This is a genomic window from Haloarcula sp. H-hyl2 (genome assembly GCF_056934385.1).
This window is the reverse complement of the sequence record NZ_JBRIIJ010000005.1, coordinates 1-19398: the sequence shown is the minus strand read 5'-3', so window position 1 is coordinate 19398 and position 19398 is coordinate 1. Positions and strand designations below refer to the sequence as shown.

Annotated in this window: 11 protein-coding genes and 5 pseudogenes; 8 read left to right on the top strand and 8 right to left on the bottom strand. The window is 49.6% G+C overall.

Going from position 1 to position 19398, the window contains the following annotated elements:
• Positions 1-20 precede the first annotated feature (20 nt).
• On the top strand, positions 21-845 hold the full coding sequence (locus Hhyl2_RS20195) for an IS5 family transposase (protein ID WP_483552603.1): 825 nt from the start codon (positions 21-23) through the stop codon (positions 843-845).
• A 1025-nt stretch (positions 846-1870) separates the two neighbouring features.
• Here the strand turns inward: Hhyl2_RS20195 and Hhyl2_RS20190 are convergent.
• Positions 1871-2864, bottom strand: a pseudogene (locus Hhyl2_RS20190) (IS110 family RNA-guided transposase).
• A 115-nt stretch (positions 2865-2979) separates the two neighbouring features.
• Here Hhyl2_RS20190 and Hhyl2_RS20185 point away from each other — a divergent pair.
• Positions 2980-3385, top strand: a pseudogene (locus Hhyl2_RS20185) (ISH3 family transposase); the annotation flags it as partial.
• Positions 3386-3725: 340 nt separating this feature from the next.
• Positions 3726-6077: a polysaccharide lyase 8 family protein gene (locus Hhyl2_RS20180; RefSeq protein ID WP_483552602.1), complete on the top strand. Its 2352-nt coding sequence runs from the start codon at positions 3726-3728 to the stop codon at positions 6075-6077.
• Positions 6078-6211: 134 nt separating this feature from the next.
• On the opposite strand, the pseudogene Hhyl2_RS20175 reads toward Hhyl2_RS20180, so the two are convergent.
• Positions 6212-6382: pseudogene (locus tag Hhyl2_RS20175) on the bottom strand (IS1595 family transposase); the annotation flags it as partial.
• A 181-nt stretch (positions 6383-6563) separates the two neighbouring features.
• Here Hhyl2_RS20175 and Hhyl2_RS20170 point away from each other — a divergent pair.
• The gene (locus Hhyl2_RS20170) at positions 6564-7364 is read left to right on the top strand and encodes a creatininase family protein (RefSeq protein ID WP_483552601.1); all 801 of its coding nucleotides are present in this window, start codon (positions 6564-6566) and stop codon (positions 7362-7364) included.
• A gap of 94 nt (positions 7365-7458) precedes the next feature.
• Here Hhyl2_RS20170 and Hhyl2_RS20165 read toward each other — a convergent pair.
• A pseudogene (locus Hhyl2_RS20165) lies at positions 7459-8067 on the bottom strand (transposase domain-containing protein).
• Between the two features lie 188 nt (positions 8068-8255).
• On the opposite strand from Hhyl2_RS20165, the gene Hhyl2_RS20160 reads away from it, so the two are divergent.
• The 3 genes from Hhyl2_RS20160 to Hhyl2_RS20150 all read left to right on the top strand — a co-directional run bounded on the left by Hhyl2_RS20160 (position 8256) and on the right by Hhyl2_RS20150 (position 12171).
• Entirely contained in the window at positions 8256-9407 is a 1152-nt protein-coding gene (locus Hhyl2_RS20160) for a hypothetical protein (RefSeq protein WP_483552600.1), read from the top strand.
• Positions 9408-9448: 41 nt separating this feature from the next.
• On the top strand, positions 9449-10615 hold the full coding sequence (locus tag Hhyl2_RS20155) for a mandelate racemase/muconate lactonizing enzyme family protein (protein WP_483552599.1): 1167 nt from the start codon (positions 9449-9451) through the stop codon (positions 10613-10615).
• Between the two features lie 713 nt (positions 10616-11328).
• The gene (locus Hhyl2_RS20150; RefSeq protein ID WP_483552598.1) at positions 11329-12171 is read left to right on the top strand and encodes an SDR family NAD(P)-dependent oxidoreductase; all 843 of its coding nucleotides are present in this window, start codon (positions 11329-11331) and stop codon (positions 12169-12171) included.
• A 13-nt stretch (positions 12172-12184) separates the two neighbouring features.
• On the opposite strand, the gene Hhyl2_RS20145 is transcribed toward Hhyl2_RS20150, so the two are convergent.
• From Hhyl2_RS20145 to Hhyl2_RS20130, 4 genes and pseudogenes are all read right to left on the bottom strand, one after another.
• Positions 12185-13483 carry an IS4 family transposase gene (locus Hhyl2_RS20145; RefSeq protein WP_483552597.1) on the bottom strand — a complete coding sequence of 433 codons (1299 nt, stop codon included), beginning with the start codon at positions 13481-13483 and terminating at the stop codon, positions 12185-12187.
• A 196-nt stretch (positions 13484-13679) separates the two neighbouring features.
• Positions 13680-14359: pseudogene (locus Hhyl2_RS20140) on the bottom strand (IS6 family transposase).
• A gap of 661 nt (positions 14360-15020) precedes the next feature.
• Positions 15021-16118, bottom strand: coding sequence for a Gfo/Idh/MocA family protein (locus tag Hhyl2_RS20135; protein ID WP_483552596.1), 1098 nt, complete (start codon positions 16116-16118; stop codon positions 15021-15023).
• A 182-nt stretch (positions 16119-16300) separates the two neighbouring features.
• Positions 16301-17641: a nickel pincer cofactor-dependent isomerase, group 22 gene (locus Hhyl2_RS20130; protein WP_483552595.1), complete on the bottom strand. Its 1341-nt coding sequence runs from the start codon at positions 17639-17641 to the stop codon at positions 16301-16303.
• Positions 17642-17864: 223 nt separating this feature from the next.
• Here Hhyl2_RS20130 and Hhyl2_RS20125 point away from each other — a divergent pair, with 223 nt between their 5' ends.
• On the top strand, positions 17865-18716 hold the full coding sequence (locus Hhyl2_RS20125) for a fumarylacetoacetate hydrolase family protein (RefSeq protein WP_483552594.1): 852 nt from the start codon (positions 17865-17867) through the stop codon (positions 18714-18716).
• Positions 18717-18819: 103 nt separating this feature from the next.
• On the opposite strand, the gene Hhyl2_RS20120 is transcribed toward Hhyl2_RS20125, so the two are convergent.
• Positions 18820-19398: IS630 family transposase (locus Hhyl2_RS20120; protein ID WP_483552593.1), on the bottom strand; the 579-nt coding region annotated here is incomplete at its 5' end.

Below are 19398 nucleotides of genomic sequence, written 5' to 3'. Positions count from 1 at the left end.
CGAGGAAATCGTCTCTGCCTATGGAGATCGATATCCTCGACTTCGTTGAGCAGTGTCGACGTCTAGTCAAACAAGCGTTAGGGAAGCACGCGGGCGAGCCCGCCAGCGGCGGGTTCGCCCGCTGGGTTCACGTCGTCTTGCACTGTTTCCGGGTCGAAGAAGAGCACAGCTACCGTGAAACGCCGAATCGGCTGGAGTACATGGCTGAACTCCGTGATGTTCTTGATCTTGATCAGGACGAACTCCCGGACTACACAACGATCTACAAGTCCTTCGATCGGCTGAAGATGTGGGTTTGGCGGGCGTTGCTGCGCGTTTCAGCGCAGCAACACCCGCAGTCCGGTCACGCGGCACTAGACAGCACGTTCTTCGACCGCCGCATCTCCTCATCGTACTACCGCCAACGCTCAGGAAACAGCGTTCAGACGCTGAAAGTGACGACATTGACCGACGTGGAATCGCTTGCAGTGCTTGACGTACACATCTCGGCACGCTGGCAACACGATACCAAGACCGGGCCGCAGGTCGTCCGCCGGAACGCGGACGACCTGCTGTCCGTCGCTGCAGACAACGGTTTCCAAGACTGGAACACCGAGTACGAGATTGCGGCACTAGATATCGACTATCTTGTTCACTATCGTGGCTCGTCGCTGAACGCAACCGCAAATAATGCACTCATCCGCTCAAAAGGCTACTCTCAGCGCTGGATGGCCGAAACCTCGTATTCGACAATCAAGCGCTCGCTCGGCGATGCCGTGCGAGCGCTTGGCTGGTATCGACAGTTCCGTGAAATCGTCTTGATGTTCGCCATCTCAAACATAGAACCGCTCTGTGAACCACTCTAACAGTGACTCAGCATCTATTCAACAGAGCACAACTAACCGGCTTTGTGAAGTACTGAGGGTTGTTTGTATCGACAATTGGGCTGCCTATTCTCTCGTAAACACTGTACATCTCTTGCACAGTGTATACCGCATGCCCACAAATAACCTATTGAATATGATAGTTTATCTTACAAGATTTTACACACCCACCGAGCAGCTATGACGGCGATAAATGATGTAAATTATATAACTATTTGGGGACAGAGCTATTGATTTTGTAATATGAGTCTTTCTCACGGAGAAGTCTGTACTACTGGATATACTATTCATTGGCGGTACACTCCTCTCATGACATTACAAAACTATAGATGTAATCCTTTATAAACACAAACCGATCAGGTTCAATTCGAAACTGAAGCAACTCTAATTCTGAAATATATTTACACATACTCAAAGACCAATTCAAAAATGCACATACTCCATCACATCCCCCATAAGTAGATGATAAAACTAATCATTATAGTAGTATTAAATTATTTTACATATAAAAATACATAGTAAATGGTATATATGAACTATTCTGATTAGACTTATTAATTTACAGAACACCGTTGAGAATCGTTGAACGTTCTGCTCCATAGTTTTGCTAAATTCAACGAATATGTTGCATTATTTCGAGTCAAAACGAAGAGGCCTGGTTTTGCGGCCTTGGAATTCTGTGTCTATAGTCGTGTGACGGTCGGTAGAGCTAAATTCAGTACCTCAGGGTGTCATAGAACAGTTCACTGATCAGTAGATCACCGAAACCAGCATCTAAGAAGTAGATGCATCCGTATTCGCCTATGGAAATTCTGCTACCTGAACAAACCGCCGTTGACGACATAGTATTTTGGACCGCTGCGCTGATTGGACCCAAAATCTAGGAAATGACCAGACGACAGGCTGATGCTGATCTCAATCAGTGGCAGGCGGGAGACATCGTGTGCGGTAGCTGTGGCTGATGCGGCCTGCGACCCGGCCACTGACCGCCGCCGGTCCGGCGGCGGTCAGACACTCACACCTGGCGGGTTATACACCTCCTCTCGGTCGAGCATGTGGAAGATAGACACCAGCAACTTGCGAGCAGTTGCGACGATCGCTTTTTGCGATCCTTTCTTTCCCGCTAATCGGTCGTAGAACCGACTAAGATACTCATCGTTGCAGGTATGGACGGCTGTGCGCGCACACTGGACGAGGATCCAGCGTAACTGCTGGGATCCACGTTTCGAGATACCACCCTCGATCCGCGAGTCGCCTGACTCGCGGATCACCGGGTTCAATCCAGCGTAACTCACGACTTCTTTGTCCCTATCAAACCGCCCTATATCGCCGACTTCGGCGTAGATCATCAGCGCCGAATAGTAGCTTACGCCGGGAATCGTCATCAGCAGCTGGGTCTCCTTCAGAGACCCAGCGCGCTCTTCGATTGCAGCTTCGAGTCGCTCGATCTCTTCGGTCAGTGTCTCGATCATCGTGAGATACAACGCTAACAACTCGTCCCACGGCGTCGGGAGCGAGAGGTCCCGAAGGGACTCTCGCCCCGATACACTCAGCGGCTTGATCTCTCGCGTGATCCCGTGTTCGGACAACAATCCGTGGATCTTGTTGGCGTAGTCGGTCCGAGTCTCTACCAGTTCTGTCGCCCGCGCACGAGTGCGCGGGCTTCCCTGCGTCGGTCGGAACGTAACTCTCCGGCACTGAATTCAACCGACCCATCCGCGCCAACTCTTTAGCGTCGACGTGATCAGTCTTCTTATCCGCGTTTGCGATCAGCGAGAGTTTCCCAGGGTGAGCAACAGTCACATCCAAATGCTCTGACAGCGTGTCGTGGATGTGGTAGTAATTGGTGGTCGCTTCGATGACGGCCTCGGCACCAGCGTACCGCTGGGCGAGGTCGTCGAGGTTCGCGTTCTCGACGCGAACCTCTTCGACAATCTCACCGTCTTCATCCATTACTGCCACCTGTGCGTACCGTTTGTGGACATCGATTCCAAGGTACATAGTCTGTTCACCCGGGACGCCAGTGCGTGAAGTAGAGAACCACCTATGCGGGCTTTCCCGGATGCCGCGCCTCGCCGCATCCGGGCTGTAACGCCCATGACTCGGCTTCTTTCGCACATGGACCAGTCACTACGACGTGTTCGATGACACGGTATCGAGCTCGGTCTCTTGCGCCCCATATCTTGGTTCACGTTCGCATGGAGTAGCAGCGTTTCCATCGAGTCACTACTTCAAACGCTTCGGTATCGAAACCAGCTATCGGCTCGCCGAACAAAGCATTGCGACGACTCAACGCGGAATTCGGTCGTACGGCTGTTGTACGTCGTAGTGGGTCTGCTTTTACAGAACGTGTGGGTATTTCCATTGGGAGTATGTCGCGACTCGCTGCCGTGGGGCGTCGCCTCTGGAAGTCGTCGTTCAAGGGATTCATCAACATGCTGTATCGGGCAGCATGAACGGCCCTCGCGGTGCGCCGGGCTGTCCCCGCGAACCGGCCACCTGACGACCGGTTCCACCAGTAATCAATGACCAAGCACGCCTCCAGGAGAGTGGGAGCGCTGCTTTCGAGTAATGTTCCTTGACCACTATCGATGACTCACCCTGACGGAATAGGTGGCTTAATTCAGGCTAACTGGCGATGCTTTGTGAGGTACTGAAACTTAGTCCTACTACTCACTGTGGCCAAAAACATTATTATACATTAGCATCTCGTGGATAGTATGCCAGTATCATGGCAACCGGTAAGTGATGGCATGGTTAGTAATGACATTAAATTTACCTTTATCGGAGGGTACAATGACTCATAATTGGTCCCGCCGGTCAGTTCTACAGGTTTCAGGGGCCGCGTTAGCAGCGCCGCTATTGCCCATTTCTTCGAGTGCTGCCACTGAAGATGCAGACGAATTTGATCGTCTACGTCTACGATGGAAGGATTACCTGACTGGGGGCGATATTCAGCCAGACGATCCAGCCTATGAATCTGACATTGAGAATATTAATGATACTGCAAAAGATCATTGGGACAATATGATTGTTTCCGACGATCGAACAAAACTTTGGGAAGATCTTTCAATCCCAACTTCTGGTGGCTTGCTAGCTCCCTCAGACATCACTGATAGCTATCAGCGACTGTATCAAATGTCCCTTGCGTACGCGACACCTGGGGCGGGTCTACAGAACGATGGTGGCCTTGCTGAGGCCATTATTGATGGTCTCGAGTTCATTCACCAACGTGTTTACAACGAAAATGGAGAACGATTTGGGAACTGGTGGCCTTGGGAAATTGGGATCCCTGCTCGCCTAACAAAGATTTGTACGCTAATCTACTCTGAACTCACTGAAGAACAGATATCTAAATATATGAGCGCAATTGACCATTTCCTTGAAGATCCAAATTATCGCAGATCTAGCTATGAGCCATATACGAAAAAAGTCGAACTGAACGGAACGAACCTAATGGATGAGGTTGTGAATCTCGCTCTACGTGGGATCCTGGGTAAAAATGGCGAAAAAATCAGTGAGGCTCGAGAAGCCGTGGTAAATAGCAATATCTTCTCGTACGTCGAGGATGGCAATGGCTTCTATAGGGATGGTTCATATGTTTTCCACGACAATATTCCATACATTGGAACTTATGGAAGAATCCTGCTTCAAGGGTTAGCGGAACTACTTTTGGTATTTGCTGAATCGGAATGGGAGTTGGATAAAGATGCAGAAATCATATACAAGTCAGTTAGCAAGTCCATCGCTCCGTTTATGTATAAGGGCCTCATGATGGACGCTGTTAGTGGACGTTCAATAAGTCGGTATAATTCCCAGGATCATTGGAGAGGACATGCGATGACAGCAGATATCCTCAGACTAGCCGAATCAGCTCCTGAACCGTATAAGGGAGAATTGAAATCGTATGCAAAGGGATGGATCGAAAACGATGATTGGGATGATTATTTCCATGATGCCAATATTTTGGAGACCACGCTAGCCAATAATATTATAAAAGATTCATCTATCTCGGCTAAGTCAGAGCCCGTAAATCATAAACAGTTCCACAATATGGATCGGGTAGTTCATAGCCGAAATAACTGGACATATGTAATTAGTATGTGCTCAGAAAGAATTGCGAGATATGAATCGGGTAATGACGAAAATCTCCATGGGTGGTACCAGGGAGATGGGATGACTTATCTATATAACGAAGAAAATCAGGGGCACTATACCGATGATTTCTGGCCTACTGTGGATCCATATCGACTGCCAGGAATTACGGTTGATACGCAAGAGCGCGAAGATCTTCCGGGGTGGGAATCCACGACTCCTGAAACTAAATGGGTTGGTGGAGCAGAACTGCAAGAAAAATTCGGGATCGCAGGCATGAGATTAGATGCCGAAAAAAGTACATTGTCCGCGAAGAAATCATGGGTCCTCCTTGATGATTTAGTTATAGCACTTGGTGCAGACATCTCTAGTAATGAAAGCAATGCTGTAGAAACAATCATTGAGAACAGGAATCTCCATAAAGATGGAGATGATGAGTTCACCATTGATGGAGATAATAAAAACTCTCCCACTTGGTCCGAGACCTACGAAAATCCCGATTGGGCCCATCTAGAAGGTGTGGGAGGATATCACTTCCCTGAAAGTCATAGTGTGAATGTTCTACGTGAGGATCGTACTGGTGCTTGGCAAGATATTAATCCGGCATCTACACCAGAGGATTACCCGGAGGTCACGCGCCGATACCAGACGTTATATTACGACCATGGGGCTGGTCCTAATAACGAGACATATGCATATGCTCTCCTACCAGATTCTAATCCAGAAGAGACCCGGGAACGGAGTCAAGATCCCGATTATAAGATAATTCGAAACAATTCTAATGTGCAAGCCGTCTCGGTGCCTCGCTTATCTATTTCCACCGCTAATTTCTGGGAAAAAGGCTCTATTACATCTTCACCAGGGCACTTCGAAAATATGGTAGTGAGTGGTCCCGCTTCAGTAATGCTGGAACGTAATTCAAACGAATTACATGTAGCTATCTCTGACCCCACCCGAACCCAAGAAGTTCTGACTATTGAACTTGATCGAAAAATGGGATCTGTTGCCCACAGCGACGAGTCCATTAGTGTCACTCAACTCCATCCCAATGTTGAAATTGAAGTGGACGTAGGCGGTTCTAAGGGAAGAACGCACGCACTGACCTTGAGCCAAAACTAATATCATAGCTCAAGTTTCCACGGGATTCGGTAATAACTAGCTGGTATGATGTCCGGCCTCCAGGAATCGAATTGGCCCAACTAAGCCAAACCTCTATATAATTATTATCGCTCATCCGTAGCACATTGTTGATTTCACAGAGTCGCTCGAACAGCGTGTTTGAGAGCGTCTCGGCCGGGTTTCCGAAACAGCTCCCGGCGTAGCTGAAACGCTCTAAGATACTGTGTTAGCTTGTCTTTGGAGATACCTCGGTGGGGCGAGAGCCACCGTCGCATCTGCGACGCGTGGCTCTCGCACGTGTTGACGCTACGCTGTTATCGCCATTTACAGATGGTAGGGGCGAATGCCCGAAATCTTGACCCAGGATTGAAGCCAACAACACGGAGTATTCGATGCGAATATTACGTTTGAGTTCAATACGTAAACGTGGACCTCGTCCCACTGATAACGAGCGCATAGAGGTCCTCGATGAGGATGTAACTCACTATGATGTACGAAACCATCGGTCAGAATCCGAAAGAATTTGCCGGGATGACCGCCAATGAGATTCGAAGCGTTGGTAAAAAACACGGGTCGATCCTAGTAATTCCTGTCGGCAGTATCGAACAACATGGAAACCATCTACCAGTGGCTACAGATACGATTCTCGCTGAAGCTATCGTCGATGCTGCCGTCAATCAACTTGATGATGTCCCAGCTGTAGTGACGCCGCCAGTTTGGAGCGGTTTCTCGCCACACCACCTCGTGTTTGGTGGGACGTTGTCACTCGACTTTGAACAGTTACGAAAGATGCTAGAAAATATCGCCAGTACTGGTCTTGAAAATGGATTCGATGCTGTGTTGTTTGTCAATGGACACGGTGGTAACGGGCCATTGATTTCATCAGTCGTTAGTACAGTCGGTACTGACACCAATGCTGAAATTTTGGGGACGACATATTTCGAATTAGCATCGGATCGAATTGACCAAATTCGAGATAGTGGTACTGGTGGTATGGCGCACGGTGGAGAATTCGAAACATCTCTTATGCTCGCCCTCCGGCCAGATCTTGTCACTGAAATGGGGGAATCTGACAGTGAGCCCCTCGATGATCCATATCGGTGGGCTAGCCAAGATCTGCTTGACGGTGGATCCATCGGTGTGTACCGTTCGTTTGATTTCTACTCTGAATCGGGTGCAATCGGTGCAGCAGAAAAGGCTAGTGCTGAGAAGGGTCAGCAGATACTATCGATTATAAGCGAAGAGCTCGCCGCGTTATTAGTCGCTATACATGAATATAACTTATAATACATGACAAATATATTTATACTATATAAAAATTTATAAGAATTATATTTTGAAAAACTGTACCTGTACTATCATTCTATCTCTACGGTACAATCTAGTTCTGGATGACCTCTGCTGGTGTTTTGTCGTCGAGTGCTTGGTTTGGTCTTTCGTGGTTAAGTGTCTGAAGCGTCGTAAACACTGTTCCGCGCTTGATTGACTCCCTTCCGGAAGGAGTGAAAGCGGTCGCTTCGTATGGCCACAGTCTGGAACCACTTTTCGATGTGGTTCCGGATTCAATAGTCGAGTCGACCGCTCAAATCGTGACCTGAGAGGGCAGTCAGATAGCCGCCAGCATCAACGAGAAACATTGACTCGGCGACATCGTGTTTCTGAGTCATCTGGTGCAGGAACGCTGTCGCGGGGTCATCCCGTGGCGGCAAAAATGTTGATTTCGCGCAGCAACATTGACTCAGTATCGACAGCAACGCACAACCACTTCTTTTCGCCGTCTACTTCGATTTGTTTCTCGTCGACCTGAGAGTCGAACAGCATATGAACCCAGTTTCAGACTGCACCATAAGAACGGTCGACACCCAGCAGGTCAATATTAGTTACAGTACATCTTATTGACAGTCTCGCAGTGTGGAGAGGCACCCCCTAACCGCTGGATGGATGTCGGAGTGCGCTCATTCTCCCAAACGTCTTCCATGTCCTGATCCATTGTCTCTCTGAGGTGGTCTGTGAGTCTATGAGCGCTCCTCGCTACCTCCTCACTTTTTGAACTCGCTCAATTAGACAGTGCCTCCCAACCATCTCATTTTTTGTACATGTATTCTGTCTCTAGATATTTGTGCACACAACTATGAATACTACCTGTACTTTTATTGCCTCCCTGATAGAGGTGTTTGTATGGAATTTTCCACATGGGCTTATCCCTGGGACATTCTGGCAGAGGGTCCTAATCGTGTCTCTACCCGACTCACGGAATTAGGTATCAGTGAAATAAATCTGGCTACCAATTATCACTCTGTACAGGCTTTTCTACCTCATAATCCCGAGCGACGAACTCTGTTTGCCCGAGCGAGTTCGTATTTCACTCCCGGGGATAATTATGGGAAGCTCAAGCCGGTACCATATTCAGAGATGATGGGTGACTGGGTTGCAGATATCGCTGCAGAGCTGTCAGACGTGAAGTTGACATCTTGGACTATTGGCTGTCACAATTCACGGCTTGGAATGCAACACCGTGATGTGACTTTGACATCCGCTTATGGTGATGACTTAGTTTTTGGTCTCTGCCCGTCCAATCCTGATGTACAACACTACCTAATCTCACTTATTGAGGATTTGGCTACGCGCGAAAATTTTCACCGTATTGAATTAGAAACTTTTGACTACTTCTACGGAACTGGGTTCGGTTGGCATCATCAGAAGAATCACACACAATTAGGCACTTTGGGTGAATTTTTATTTGGCCTTTGTTTCTGTGACTACTGTCAGGACGCTGCCGCTGACGCTGGGGTCGATATCCAATTTGTTCGAGAAAAAGTCGTCAAAACAATAGACAGTATCATTGGTGGATCTATCCCACACGATCTCTCACCTGAACTGTGGATTCGGGAGAACGACGCAGTGTATGACTACGTTAGCGTCCGGGAAAACACACTTTCATCTCTCTACGAAAAGCTGGCATCGGCTAGTGGGTCAGTTCCTCTCGGCTATTATGTTGGTATACCTGAACCCGGCCGAGAGTGGATAGTGGGTTCTGATCTCAATCAATTGTCAGAGCACGTAGATTACTATTGCCTACCAGCATATGAGTCTTCTCGTGAGTCAGTACTGGACCAGTATCGGACGGTCGATGAGTTAATTCCTGATGTTCCTCTTCATGTGGGCCTTCTCCCAGGTCATCCAGCGATCCACAAAGAAAAGACACTCATTGACATTGTAGATTCGCTCCGAACTGAGGAGGTGCCTCGCGTATCTTTCTATAACTATGGTCTCCTACCTGAGCATAGTTTGGAGTGGATCGCGGCAGCAACGAACACCGATGATTTGTGACAAGCGATACTTTCTTACTCCCCCCCAAATCATTCACAACTATGGAGATAACTGACGTGACAGCGGTTACTGTAGATGTCCCATTAACTGACCTTGACGATTATTTGGGTATCGCACCGTATACCACAAATCATGGTGAGCTCGAATCGATGGAGCGAGTACTTGTTCGGGTTGATACGGACGAGGGAATCATTGGTTGGGGAGAAATGCGTGTGTTTCTGTCACCCTCTACTACCGAGGCTATAATCGAAGATGGTGTCGGACAACTAATTACCGGTCAGTCCCCCTTCGAGATCGAGCGTCTCCGTCGTCAAGTGTTTGTTGAGTACACAAATGTTGATATGTTCTTTTCAGCTGTTGAAACAGCATGTTGGGATATCGTCGGGAAAGCTCTTGAACAGCCAGTCTATGAATTACTTGGAGGTTGGACTGCCCCGTCACAGGGGACTCAGCAACATCGTGCCAAAGTTGCAAATGCGGACCTGACCCCAGCAGAGGTCCCTGTTGCATTCTGCTTAGGCATTCTCTCACCTGAAGAATCTCGTGTGAAAGCAAGGGAAGCACTTGAGGCTGGATTTGATGTTCTTAAAACTAAAGCTGGAGAGAATTGGCGACAAGATGTCGAGCGAATCAAAGCGATGCATGATGAGACAGATGGCCGCCTCGAATTTCGATTAGACCCTAACCAGGGCTGGACACTCGATCAAGCTGTACGTGTCGGCTCGATGCTAGAAGATGCTGGGATCTATCTCCAGTATCTTGAGCAACCAATTCGTGTCGACTCACACAGGTCTTTATCGAGATTACGCCAACGCTTGCGTCAGCCAATTGCACCAAACGAAGACACATACATCTCGCATAATATTCTCTCGTTAGTTGAGGCTGGTGCGATGGATGTGGCTGTCCTTGACCTTACTCCAGCGGGAGGTATTAGTGGACTTCGTCAGCAGGCAGCAGTGCTCGAAGAAGCAGGTGTCCCGTTTACCCATCACTGTGCGTTTGATCTTGGGGTCCGGACAGCCGCAATCCTCCACGCAGTCAGTGGTATTCCTGGATTCTCACTACCACCTGACTCAACATACTATGCTTGGGAGGCAGATATTATTGATGAACCTTTCAACGTTTCTGATGGCAGCCTCCCTGCCCCAAGTGGCCCCGGTCTTGGCATCACAGTCGACTTAGATGCAATTGAGGAATATCGAATATAGTTGAATTGAGGTTTCTTTTATGAACTCTGAAGTTGTAGTCTGGGAGAAAACAGTATCTTGGTCCTGATGCAATGAAAGCCGGATAAGTCCATGGAGAGGACTAGGGTGGACGAAGGCCGATGTTTCAACAGCGTTTCGGAACGCATGGCTCTGATTAGTCTGCTGCTTATGAAGCAGCATTAGACCGCCCCACCGCTGGTGGCAGTCGGGCGGTAAGCCCGGATAGGTGTAGCTCCCTCCACACATGTTCCAATCCAGAGAGAACCTCTTTCAAATGCCAGACAAGAAGGGGTTTAAAACAAGGCCGTATTTTATACACTACTGATTTTAGTGTTTAGAAGAGGTTTCTCGCATCATTTCGACAAAACATCCTTCTCACCTACACCACCGTTGTTGGTTACAGTATCAACGAAAATACAACGGTAAGACAAACGCTCTTCCGAAGGAGATTGTTGATACTGCGTTCCGTAGTAGGTTGATAACTGAACCCGGTAGTTTGAGCACTTGACCAGCTCGTTCTCGTTGAGCCTAGTTCAGCATAGAATCGCAAGACTGCTCTCCATCAACAATGTGCTACGCAAGAACGAAGACAAAAATGGACTTACTATCTAACGACAAATGATGTTGAATATGCGTGAGTACATCGGGATGCAAGCCATCTCTCACAGTACAGAACAAAATTCAATAGGCAGGGTCTCATCAATTGGCTTGCTATGGTAGAGTTATCACTTCAGAATCGGCCGGCAATCGTTACTGGTGCGTCTCGTGGAATTGGTCGTAAGATTGCATCGCTATTCGCTGAAGCCGGTGGCGATGTCGCTATCTGTTCACGATCATATGACCGGATTAAACCAGTTGCCGAAGAACTCACAGATACGCACGATGGGCGTGTTGTACCTGTTGAATGTGATGTTACTGAAAAGGATCAAGTCCGAAAACTGGTTGATACAGCCTGTGAGGAATTCGGTAGTATTCGAGTATTGGTGAACAACGCAGGTGGCTCAGACGATTCCGCAAATTCAATTCATAGGTGCGATGAAGAGACATTCGATAGGATGTTAGATCTAAATCTCAAGAGCCAGTTCCTGTTGAGCAAGGAGGTCTTGCCAGCAATGGTGGCTGCTGGCGGTGGTTCAATGGTCCATATGGGGTCAGTCAATGGTTTGTTCGGAATCGGACTTTCTGGATATTCTGAAGCAAAAAGCGGATTGCTCGCTCTTTCGCGGAATATCGCTGCCCATTATGGTCAACACGATATTCGCTCAAATGTTATCTCTGCAGGGACGATTGAAACTGCTAATCGACGTGAGGAGATGAAAAGAACTGAAGATCGCACAGGAGAAAGCAGTGCTCGGGACGGCTGGCTCGATCAGTATCCACTTGGACGGTTTGGTTCACCACAAGAGATTGCAGACACTACACTCTTCCTTGCCTCTGAACGTTCAAGCTTCATCACCGGTGAAAACATTGTTGTTGATGGTGGTTTGACAACCAGTCTTCCAACACCGTTTATGAACGAGGCATACCAAATGAAGGAAGTTCAAATGCGTGAGTAATATAGTGCGGAAATCATGAAGGACCATTCGTCTTTAGCTTAGACTCACACCTCGGTTGCGTGGCGGTAGCGAGCGTCTCCTGTAAGATCGGTCGTTGCTGGTGAATCTTCTGTGCGTCTTCGATCAGCCGCTCCAACAGCGGCGGTGGCGAGTAGCCGAGGTACTCACTGAGTTCGTTGAGGATGAGCTGGGCGTGCGACCGGAAGGTCGCCGCCCAGCGTTCCGGCGGAAACAAGATCTCATCGTCAGCCTGTTCGGTGACCAGATCCAACAGCTCACGACTTACCAGCAGTGACAGCAACGCCGCGTACAGCAGGATCTCCACGACATCACGGTTGCTTGTGTCGAACTCATCCAGTTCGTACTGCGTCTTCAGCTCACGGAACAGCGTCTCTACTTCCCACCGACACCGATACAACGTTGCTAGATCTGATGGGAGAAACTCCTCTCTCGGTAGATTCGTGATGTAGAAGTGGTAGTCGTCGGCGTCCTCGTCGCGGACGCCGACGACGCGGAACCGCTTCGTATCCAGCGAACGCGTCCCTTCGTACTTCCCTCGCTTGAATTCCGCTTCGACCTCGACGTCGATGTACGTCCGTGAGAGGTCATCGATCACATCCTGGATCTGCTTGCCCTCCAAGGGAATGGCGCGCCCGCGCCATTCCCGTAATTCCGCCGTTATCACCGGATTTACGTTCTGTTTCAGCCGACTCACGAAGTAGCCGTCGTTCTCGTCGATCAACGCGAAGCGGCGGTACTTGAAGTACGCTAAATCCAGCAGAACCAGCCGTCCTTGCAGCCACGAACCCGTCTTGAACAGCGTGCTATCGTGCGTTTTCTCGTCCGTTACATCGATCCGTTCAATTGTCTTGTCGGTAGCATTGTGGAGCAGGTGGAGCGTCGCTCCAGCCTGCTCCTCGTGACGGGCTTGGAACTCATCAGCAAGGAACTGGTGCAACCGCAACACCGTTCCGTCAGCGATCATCACGTCTCGGAACCGATCGATATCAGCGTCAACAGCGTCGGGAACAGCGACCTCGTCGAGCGCGGCCTCGACGAGGTCGCAGAGGTACTCTGCCAACGTGGGCGTCAACCGCTGATAGAAACCGCCGGGAGAGATCGTCTCGTCAGCTGTCGAGTTGTAGGAGCGTCTGAACCCAGCGAGTGTTCGGCTCTCGCCTGCGGCGAAGCCGAACACGAACGCCCACACAAGGACTGGAATCTGAAGCTTGCTCTCTCGCTCGACCACGCCGAGTTCCTCGGCGTGCTCTTCGAGGAACTCAGAGGGAAACAGTGTAGTGAGCCGACGCATGATTCTCGATGAGGAGCGAGGGTTGTGCACAGACTTCTCCTCCTCATTCCTCTCGAAAAGAAGCCTCGATAAGCCGCTGCTGTCACGTGGTTCTCCTCTTAGCTAAAGACGGATGATCATTAAGGAGATAACAACGATGTCTTGAATAGCATCGATTCGTACTTGCGAGGAACAAATCCTAAGCGAGGGGCACTGTCTAGTTCTGAATGACCTCAGCTGGCGTTCGTCCGTCGAGTGCCTGGTTCGGTCGTTCGTGGCTGTAGTGGTGTCTGAAGCGCCGGAGCCACTGTTCCGCGCTGGATTGACTGCCCCGCCAGAACGAGTGAAGCAGTCGATCCGCATGGCCACAGTCTGGAACCACTTTTCGATGTGATTCCGAATTCGATAGTCGAACCGACCGCTCAGATCGTGCCATGAGAGGGCAGTCAAATAGCCGCCAGCATCGACAAGAAACACTGAATCGGCGACATCATGTTTCTCAGTGAGGCGATGCAGGAACGCCGCCGCGAGGTCAGTCCCGCGGCGGCTGAACACGTCGATTTCGAGCAGTAATTTTGACTCTGTGTCGACAGCGGCGTAGAGCCACTTTTTCTCGCCGTCAACCTCGATTTGTTTCTCATCGACTGCGACCTGCGACGGCGACGCAGTCGGCGGGTTGCTCTGGGATTCAGACAACGTATGAACCCAGTTCCAGACCGCACCGTGAGAGCGATCGACACCCAGCAGGTCTAAGATGGCGACCGTTTCTATGATCGACAGCCCCACCGTGTGGAGACGCACCCCAAACCGCCGGACGGGTGTCGGGGTGCGCTTGTTCTCCCAAACGTCTTGACTGTCCTCCTCTAACGGTTCGCTGAGCTGGCCTGCGAGTGTCATGAACACCTCTCGCTACGGCCTGCTCACTTCTCAATTCCTCAACTAGACGGTGCCTTTCATACACTAGTGATGGCTACTAAATAGGAAAGTTATTCTCAATGTTTGTTCTGTATTCCTGAACAGCTGGTGTTATAGACACCACATATTAGCTCAAATTACAACTCTATGTTTGTAATGGGGTCGAGGTTAACTATCATAGGATGAAACAAAAGTAAAATTACTAATTTCCTTCATAGACGTCGACTTGATCTATACATCTTGGTAGTCACATTGATATTGCTTGGGAGGACCAGATACGATTTCGAGCGCGGAATAATCACGTCTCTGGCATTCTATAATAATTACTAAATAATCGTGATTATAATGTCAAATATTTACGATTTCCAGACTTGACTGGACGGTCTGAGTGGCAGTGAGGACTGGCAATACCGTCACGTCACCGAACCTGTTCCAGCAGGTCCGGTGCATTTGATTCCGACCCAAACACATGGGTAGGATAATCCGTGTTAGGAACCGTTGACGTGGACCTTGTCCACATTGACATCACACTACCACTCAGCAGTATTCACAGTCAATGAGAAAAAATATTCTTTTCTATAACCAACTGACTAAGCTACAAGGATCCGAGACACTGGAGTGAAGCGGATGATACAGAGCGTGGCTACCAAGACGTGATAGAGATATCTCGAAGCGGCTTGTCCAAGGGGATATCTACACTACTGTCAGTATAATGCGAGAGATAGAAGCCTACAATTATTTCTAAGGACCGGGTGGCTTCGAGGCCGGGTGAGTAGTTCTCCGTTTCACCGTTCAACAAATCCTGAATATGATGAGCTGCATTGGAGAATGATTGCTTGTAGTCATCTTCCCAGGTCCAGGCACCGTCGATGCCAGGAAGTGAACGCTCAACGTGTTCTCCGTCGACCAGATCCCAGTAGCGCCACTCACCATCATCGTTGTTGAGATAGAGTTTACCCTCGGTGCCGACGAAGTTCAATGTCATAGATGATATTTCACGTGGTATTGTACAGTCGATCGTCACGAACGTCCCATCATCCATAACTACGTGCCCGCCACCGCCAGCATCGACCACAGTCTCATTCGCATCAAGTGAGTCAACGGCCTCATTCTCCCCGGTGATGTAACCGCTCACCTGGTCAGCTCTGGCGTCCAAGAGATACACGAGCGTATCTAGAACGTGCGTTGAGTTACGCATCAGTTCCATACGGTACTGAGTGCTGACCGACTTCACTTCACCGATCAGATCTCTCTTCGAGACCAGCTGGTAGAGCCGCTGAAGTTTGTCGGTAAAACGGAAAGAATGGTTGACAACTAGTTCCGTTTCTGTCTCCTCGCATGCAGCAACCATTTCCTCAGCTGCACTAACCCGGGAGGCGATCGGTTTCTCGCACCAAATGACATCCGGGGATGCGCTAGAGCGGGCCGCCGCGATCGTGTGTTCTTCATGGAGGAACGACGGCGTACACACAGAGACCACGTCGAGATCTTCGTTGGCCAGCATTGCTTCATGACCAACGTACTGCCGCTCTTTTGGGATCTCCCATGCCTCTCCGAACCGGTTTAGTTTTTCCTTGTCGATATCAGCTACGGCGACCAGTTCGACTTCCTCAGTACTTGCATAACCACCTGCGTGGCTCGCGTCAATTTTTTCCTTCCCGATAGCCTCTTCGTCGTGCATACCGAGAATACCCATGCCTGCGATTCCGCCGGATCCAATAATTCCAGCCCTGTATGTCATAGTTATATGATTTCCACGGTGGGGAACATATGTCAGTTACTTCATCGTAATGAAGACTAACGCAGCTCACTCCACCTTGATTATCACTATATATATATTATTTACACCCCAGGTAATAAAACTTGTAGGTGCACTGGTCCACGGACTGGTACTCGGTGTGTATCGCTAACCTTGCTGTTCGATTACTTTTTGAAGGATGGAGCAGCAAATTCGCCATCTGTAAATTCGAGAGGTGACGGGTCAGCTATGACGCGCAGATCCTCTCGCGTTCGCGCTTCCTCGACAAGCGCCTCGGAGGCAATCAGCTGATCGAGATTCATAGTGTCCCTAGCACGGATGAGGCGGACAGTATCGGTATCGACAACACCAATCGTCGACAGCGCTGCGACAAGCCCGGCCCGGTCGCTCTCGACGACTGGTGGTAAGCGAACTCCACGGACCGTGCTAGCTGTGAGTGCATTAATTAACGTTGTCTCGGCTTCCAGTTCAACTGCAACGTCTTCGTGGACAAAATCGGCAGAGCCGACTCCCATTGCGTTGCCATGTGTCGTCTCAGTCAGTCCACGGGTGTAAATTCGTTTGATGTTAGGCAAATCAGGTTCCGGCTCATTGATAGCGAAGGTCCGGCGACCAATGACATTTGTGTCGAGGCCTTGTCCGCTGATGTCCTTACCTTGACGATCGAAGACGACAACATCAAGCTCGTCGAACGGCAGTGTCGGCATAATCTCGTAAGAGAGCTCGAGTAGTTCCCGCTCACGATCTAGAAAGCCACTCGGTGGGACGCCCTCAATCAGAGTGGTGTCATCGTGCTGGTCCTCAACCAAAGCAATGCCACCCACAATGGGCAACTCCTCCAGCAATTGTCCGGCAATTTCTGGAATCATATTTCTGAATGACCAGTCGACAGCCCACTCATGAGCGATTTTTGCGCCGCGTTGCTTTCCCATCCCGATGACAAGCATTTTTGATAAGCCACTCTCAACAGCCCCATCGAAGTCGGTGTGTGGCTTTACGCGGTTGATAGGTACAATAGCATCGGCTTCGGTGGCGTGGGCGTCGGCGACAACTGGTACGTCCCGTTCAGGTGTCCGTCCAACCTCCACCACATCCATACTCGACCTGATCTCACAGTTAACTGAATTTTCTGTGACCCCTAGTTCTGCAAGCATCTCCCTTTGGCCTTCTCCTGTCGCACCTCCGTGACTTCCCATTGCCGGGAAAATAAATGGATTATACCCTTTGTCTGTTAAAACGGAGACAGTCTCGTCGACGATACTAGCGAGGTTCGCGATTCCACGACTACCGACGCCAAGTGCGATTTCACCGCCGTTGGGGACGTCTGCCAACTCGAGTATGTCAACAGCCTGCCTGACGTGAGATTTAATCTCGGCTGGACCGAGTGAATCAGTTTCCCAGACCTGTTCGATAATACCGACCCTTGGTAGCTTGGGATTGCCACAAGCCTCAAGAATTGTTGATTCTGAGACAGCTAGTTCACTAGAACTTTGGTTGTGTTCCATACACGCATCATATATCGAGGCCATCATAAAAATGGCTGATTCCGTATTTGGATTTAGCGCACAAATAATAGTCTACTCAAAAATATATTTTTAGAATATATAAATATTTTAATAGAACCCATCTATCTCGCGCTACGCTCGATCATCTCAAGCATTTCTGTGAAGAGTACTGGCCGCTGGATAATCTCAAGATTTAAGAAGAGATAGGTTCCTTCATAAGATGATGCAATTTGTTCGCTACACCGACGGGACGAGTCCCACTTGGGGCCTCAAGATTAACGATGCTATTCATTCACTCGCGGGTCTTCCGGGAGGGGAACCGACACTCGCTGATATTGCGAATCAGAGCTACCGATCCCAGGTTGCCAATCGGGTTGAAAACGGCTCGTTGACGATGCTCGCTCCGGAAGCAGTCTCACTGCTCGCGCCAGTTCCTCAACCTGGTAAAATTATCTGCTGTGGCCTCAACTACCGTGACCACGCTGAGGAACAGAATGAGGATATTCCGAACAGTCCAATGCTTTTCGGCAAGGCTCCAACGACCATCACCAATCCCACCGACCCAATCATCCACCCAGATCCGGATGGCGATGCACAGGTAGACTACGAAGTCGAACTCGCTGCCGTTGTCGGCGAGACAATGTCTGCTGTCAACAAAGCAGAGGTATACGATCATCTCGCAGGCTACACTATACTCAACGATGTAAGCGAACGGAATGCCCAGGAGGCCGATGGCCAGTTCTTCCGCGGGAAAAGCTACGATACGTTCGCTCCGATGGGGCCAGTACTAGCGACTGGGGACGATATCGATCCCAACGGACTCGATGTCGAACTTCGTGTGGACGGCGAGACCAAACAGGCCTCGAACACTGAGCAATTCATCTTTGATATTGGTGAATTGGTATCCTACATTAGTGAAGCAATGACGCTACGCCCCGGTGATGTTATTTCGACAGGAACGCCGGGTGGCGTTGGGATCTTCCGTGACCCAGTCGAAGTTCTAGAACCGGGCCAAACAGTTGAAGCACAAATTGAAGGTATCGGTACGCTGCGAAACTCTGTCGTCAGTAAATAATCGGTCTCCGGATTTTTATACATAGAATCTTGATTGACACTGGTGAATCGCTGGACAGAACTGGCTTCGATTCTCAAGATGATACTCATTGACAGAGGTATTGTTAGATTCCTGGTGGATCGATTGATTGCGGTGCTGGCCGGATTGCGGCTCGAAGTTCATCAAGACTTCCGAAGTACTGATTTCCATGCGCCTTCGTGAACTGTCGCCAGCACTCTTCAGTTGAATTCAACTCAGGCGATTCTGCGGAGAAGTATACCAAGTCAATGGCTGTGTCCTCAACAAAGTTCTTTACCTTGTTGGCGATGAAATTCGGAACTTGATCCAGCACCACGATGAAGCTCTTGCCAAACTTTTCCTGAAGCGTTTGGAGATACCGATCTGTGACTTCCTTGGTGAACGACCCGTTACACTCCAGAAACAGCGTCTCGCCGTGTTCGGTAAGCGCCCCCAATTGATTAATCCTGTCGCGTGAAGCTGATGCATCAATCGTTGGGCGTTCGACGACCGGAAACCACGCGTAGGCGAGATCAGTGCCGACCGTTTTCCGCAGGTGATCGATCGTGACGACGACGGCGCTACTGTCACGGTTTCCAATCTGATCCACAACCGTCTTGTAGAAAGCCTCGCGCTCACGTTCATCAACTGACGCCGGCTGTGGACGGGGTTTCTTGTACGCCAT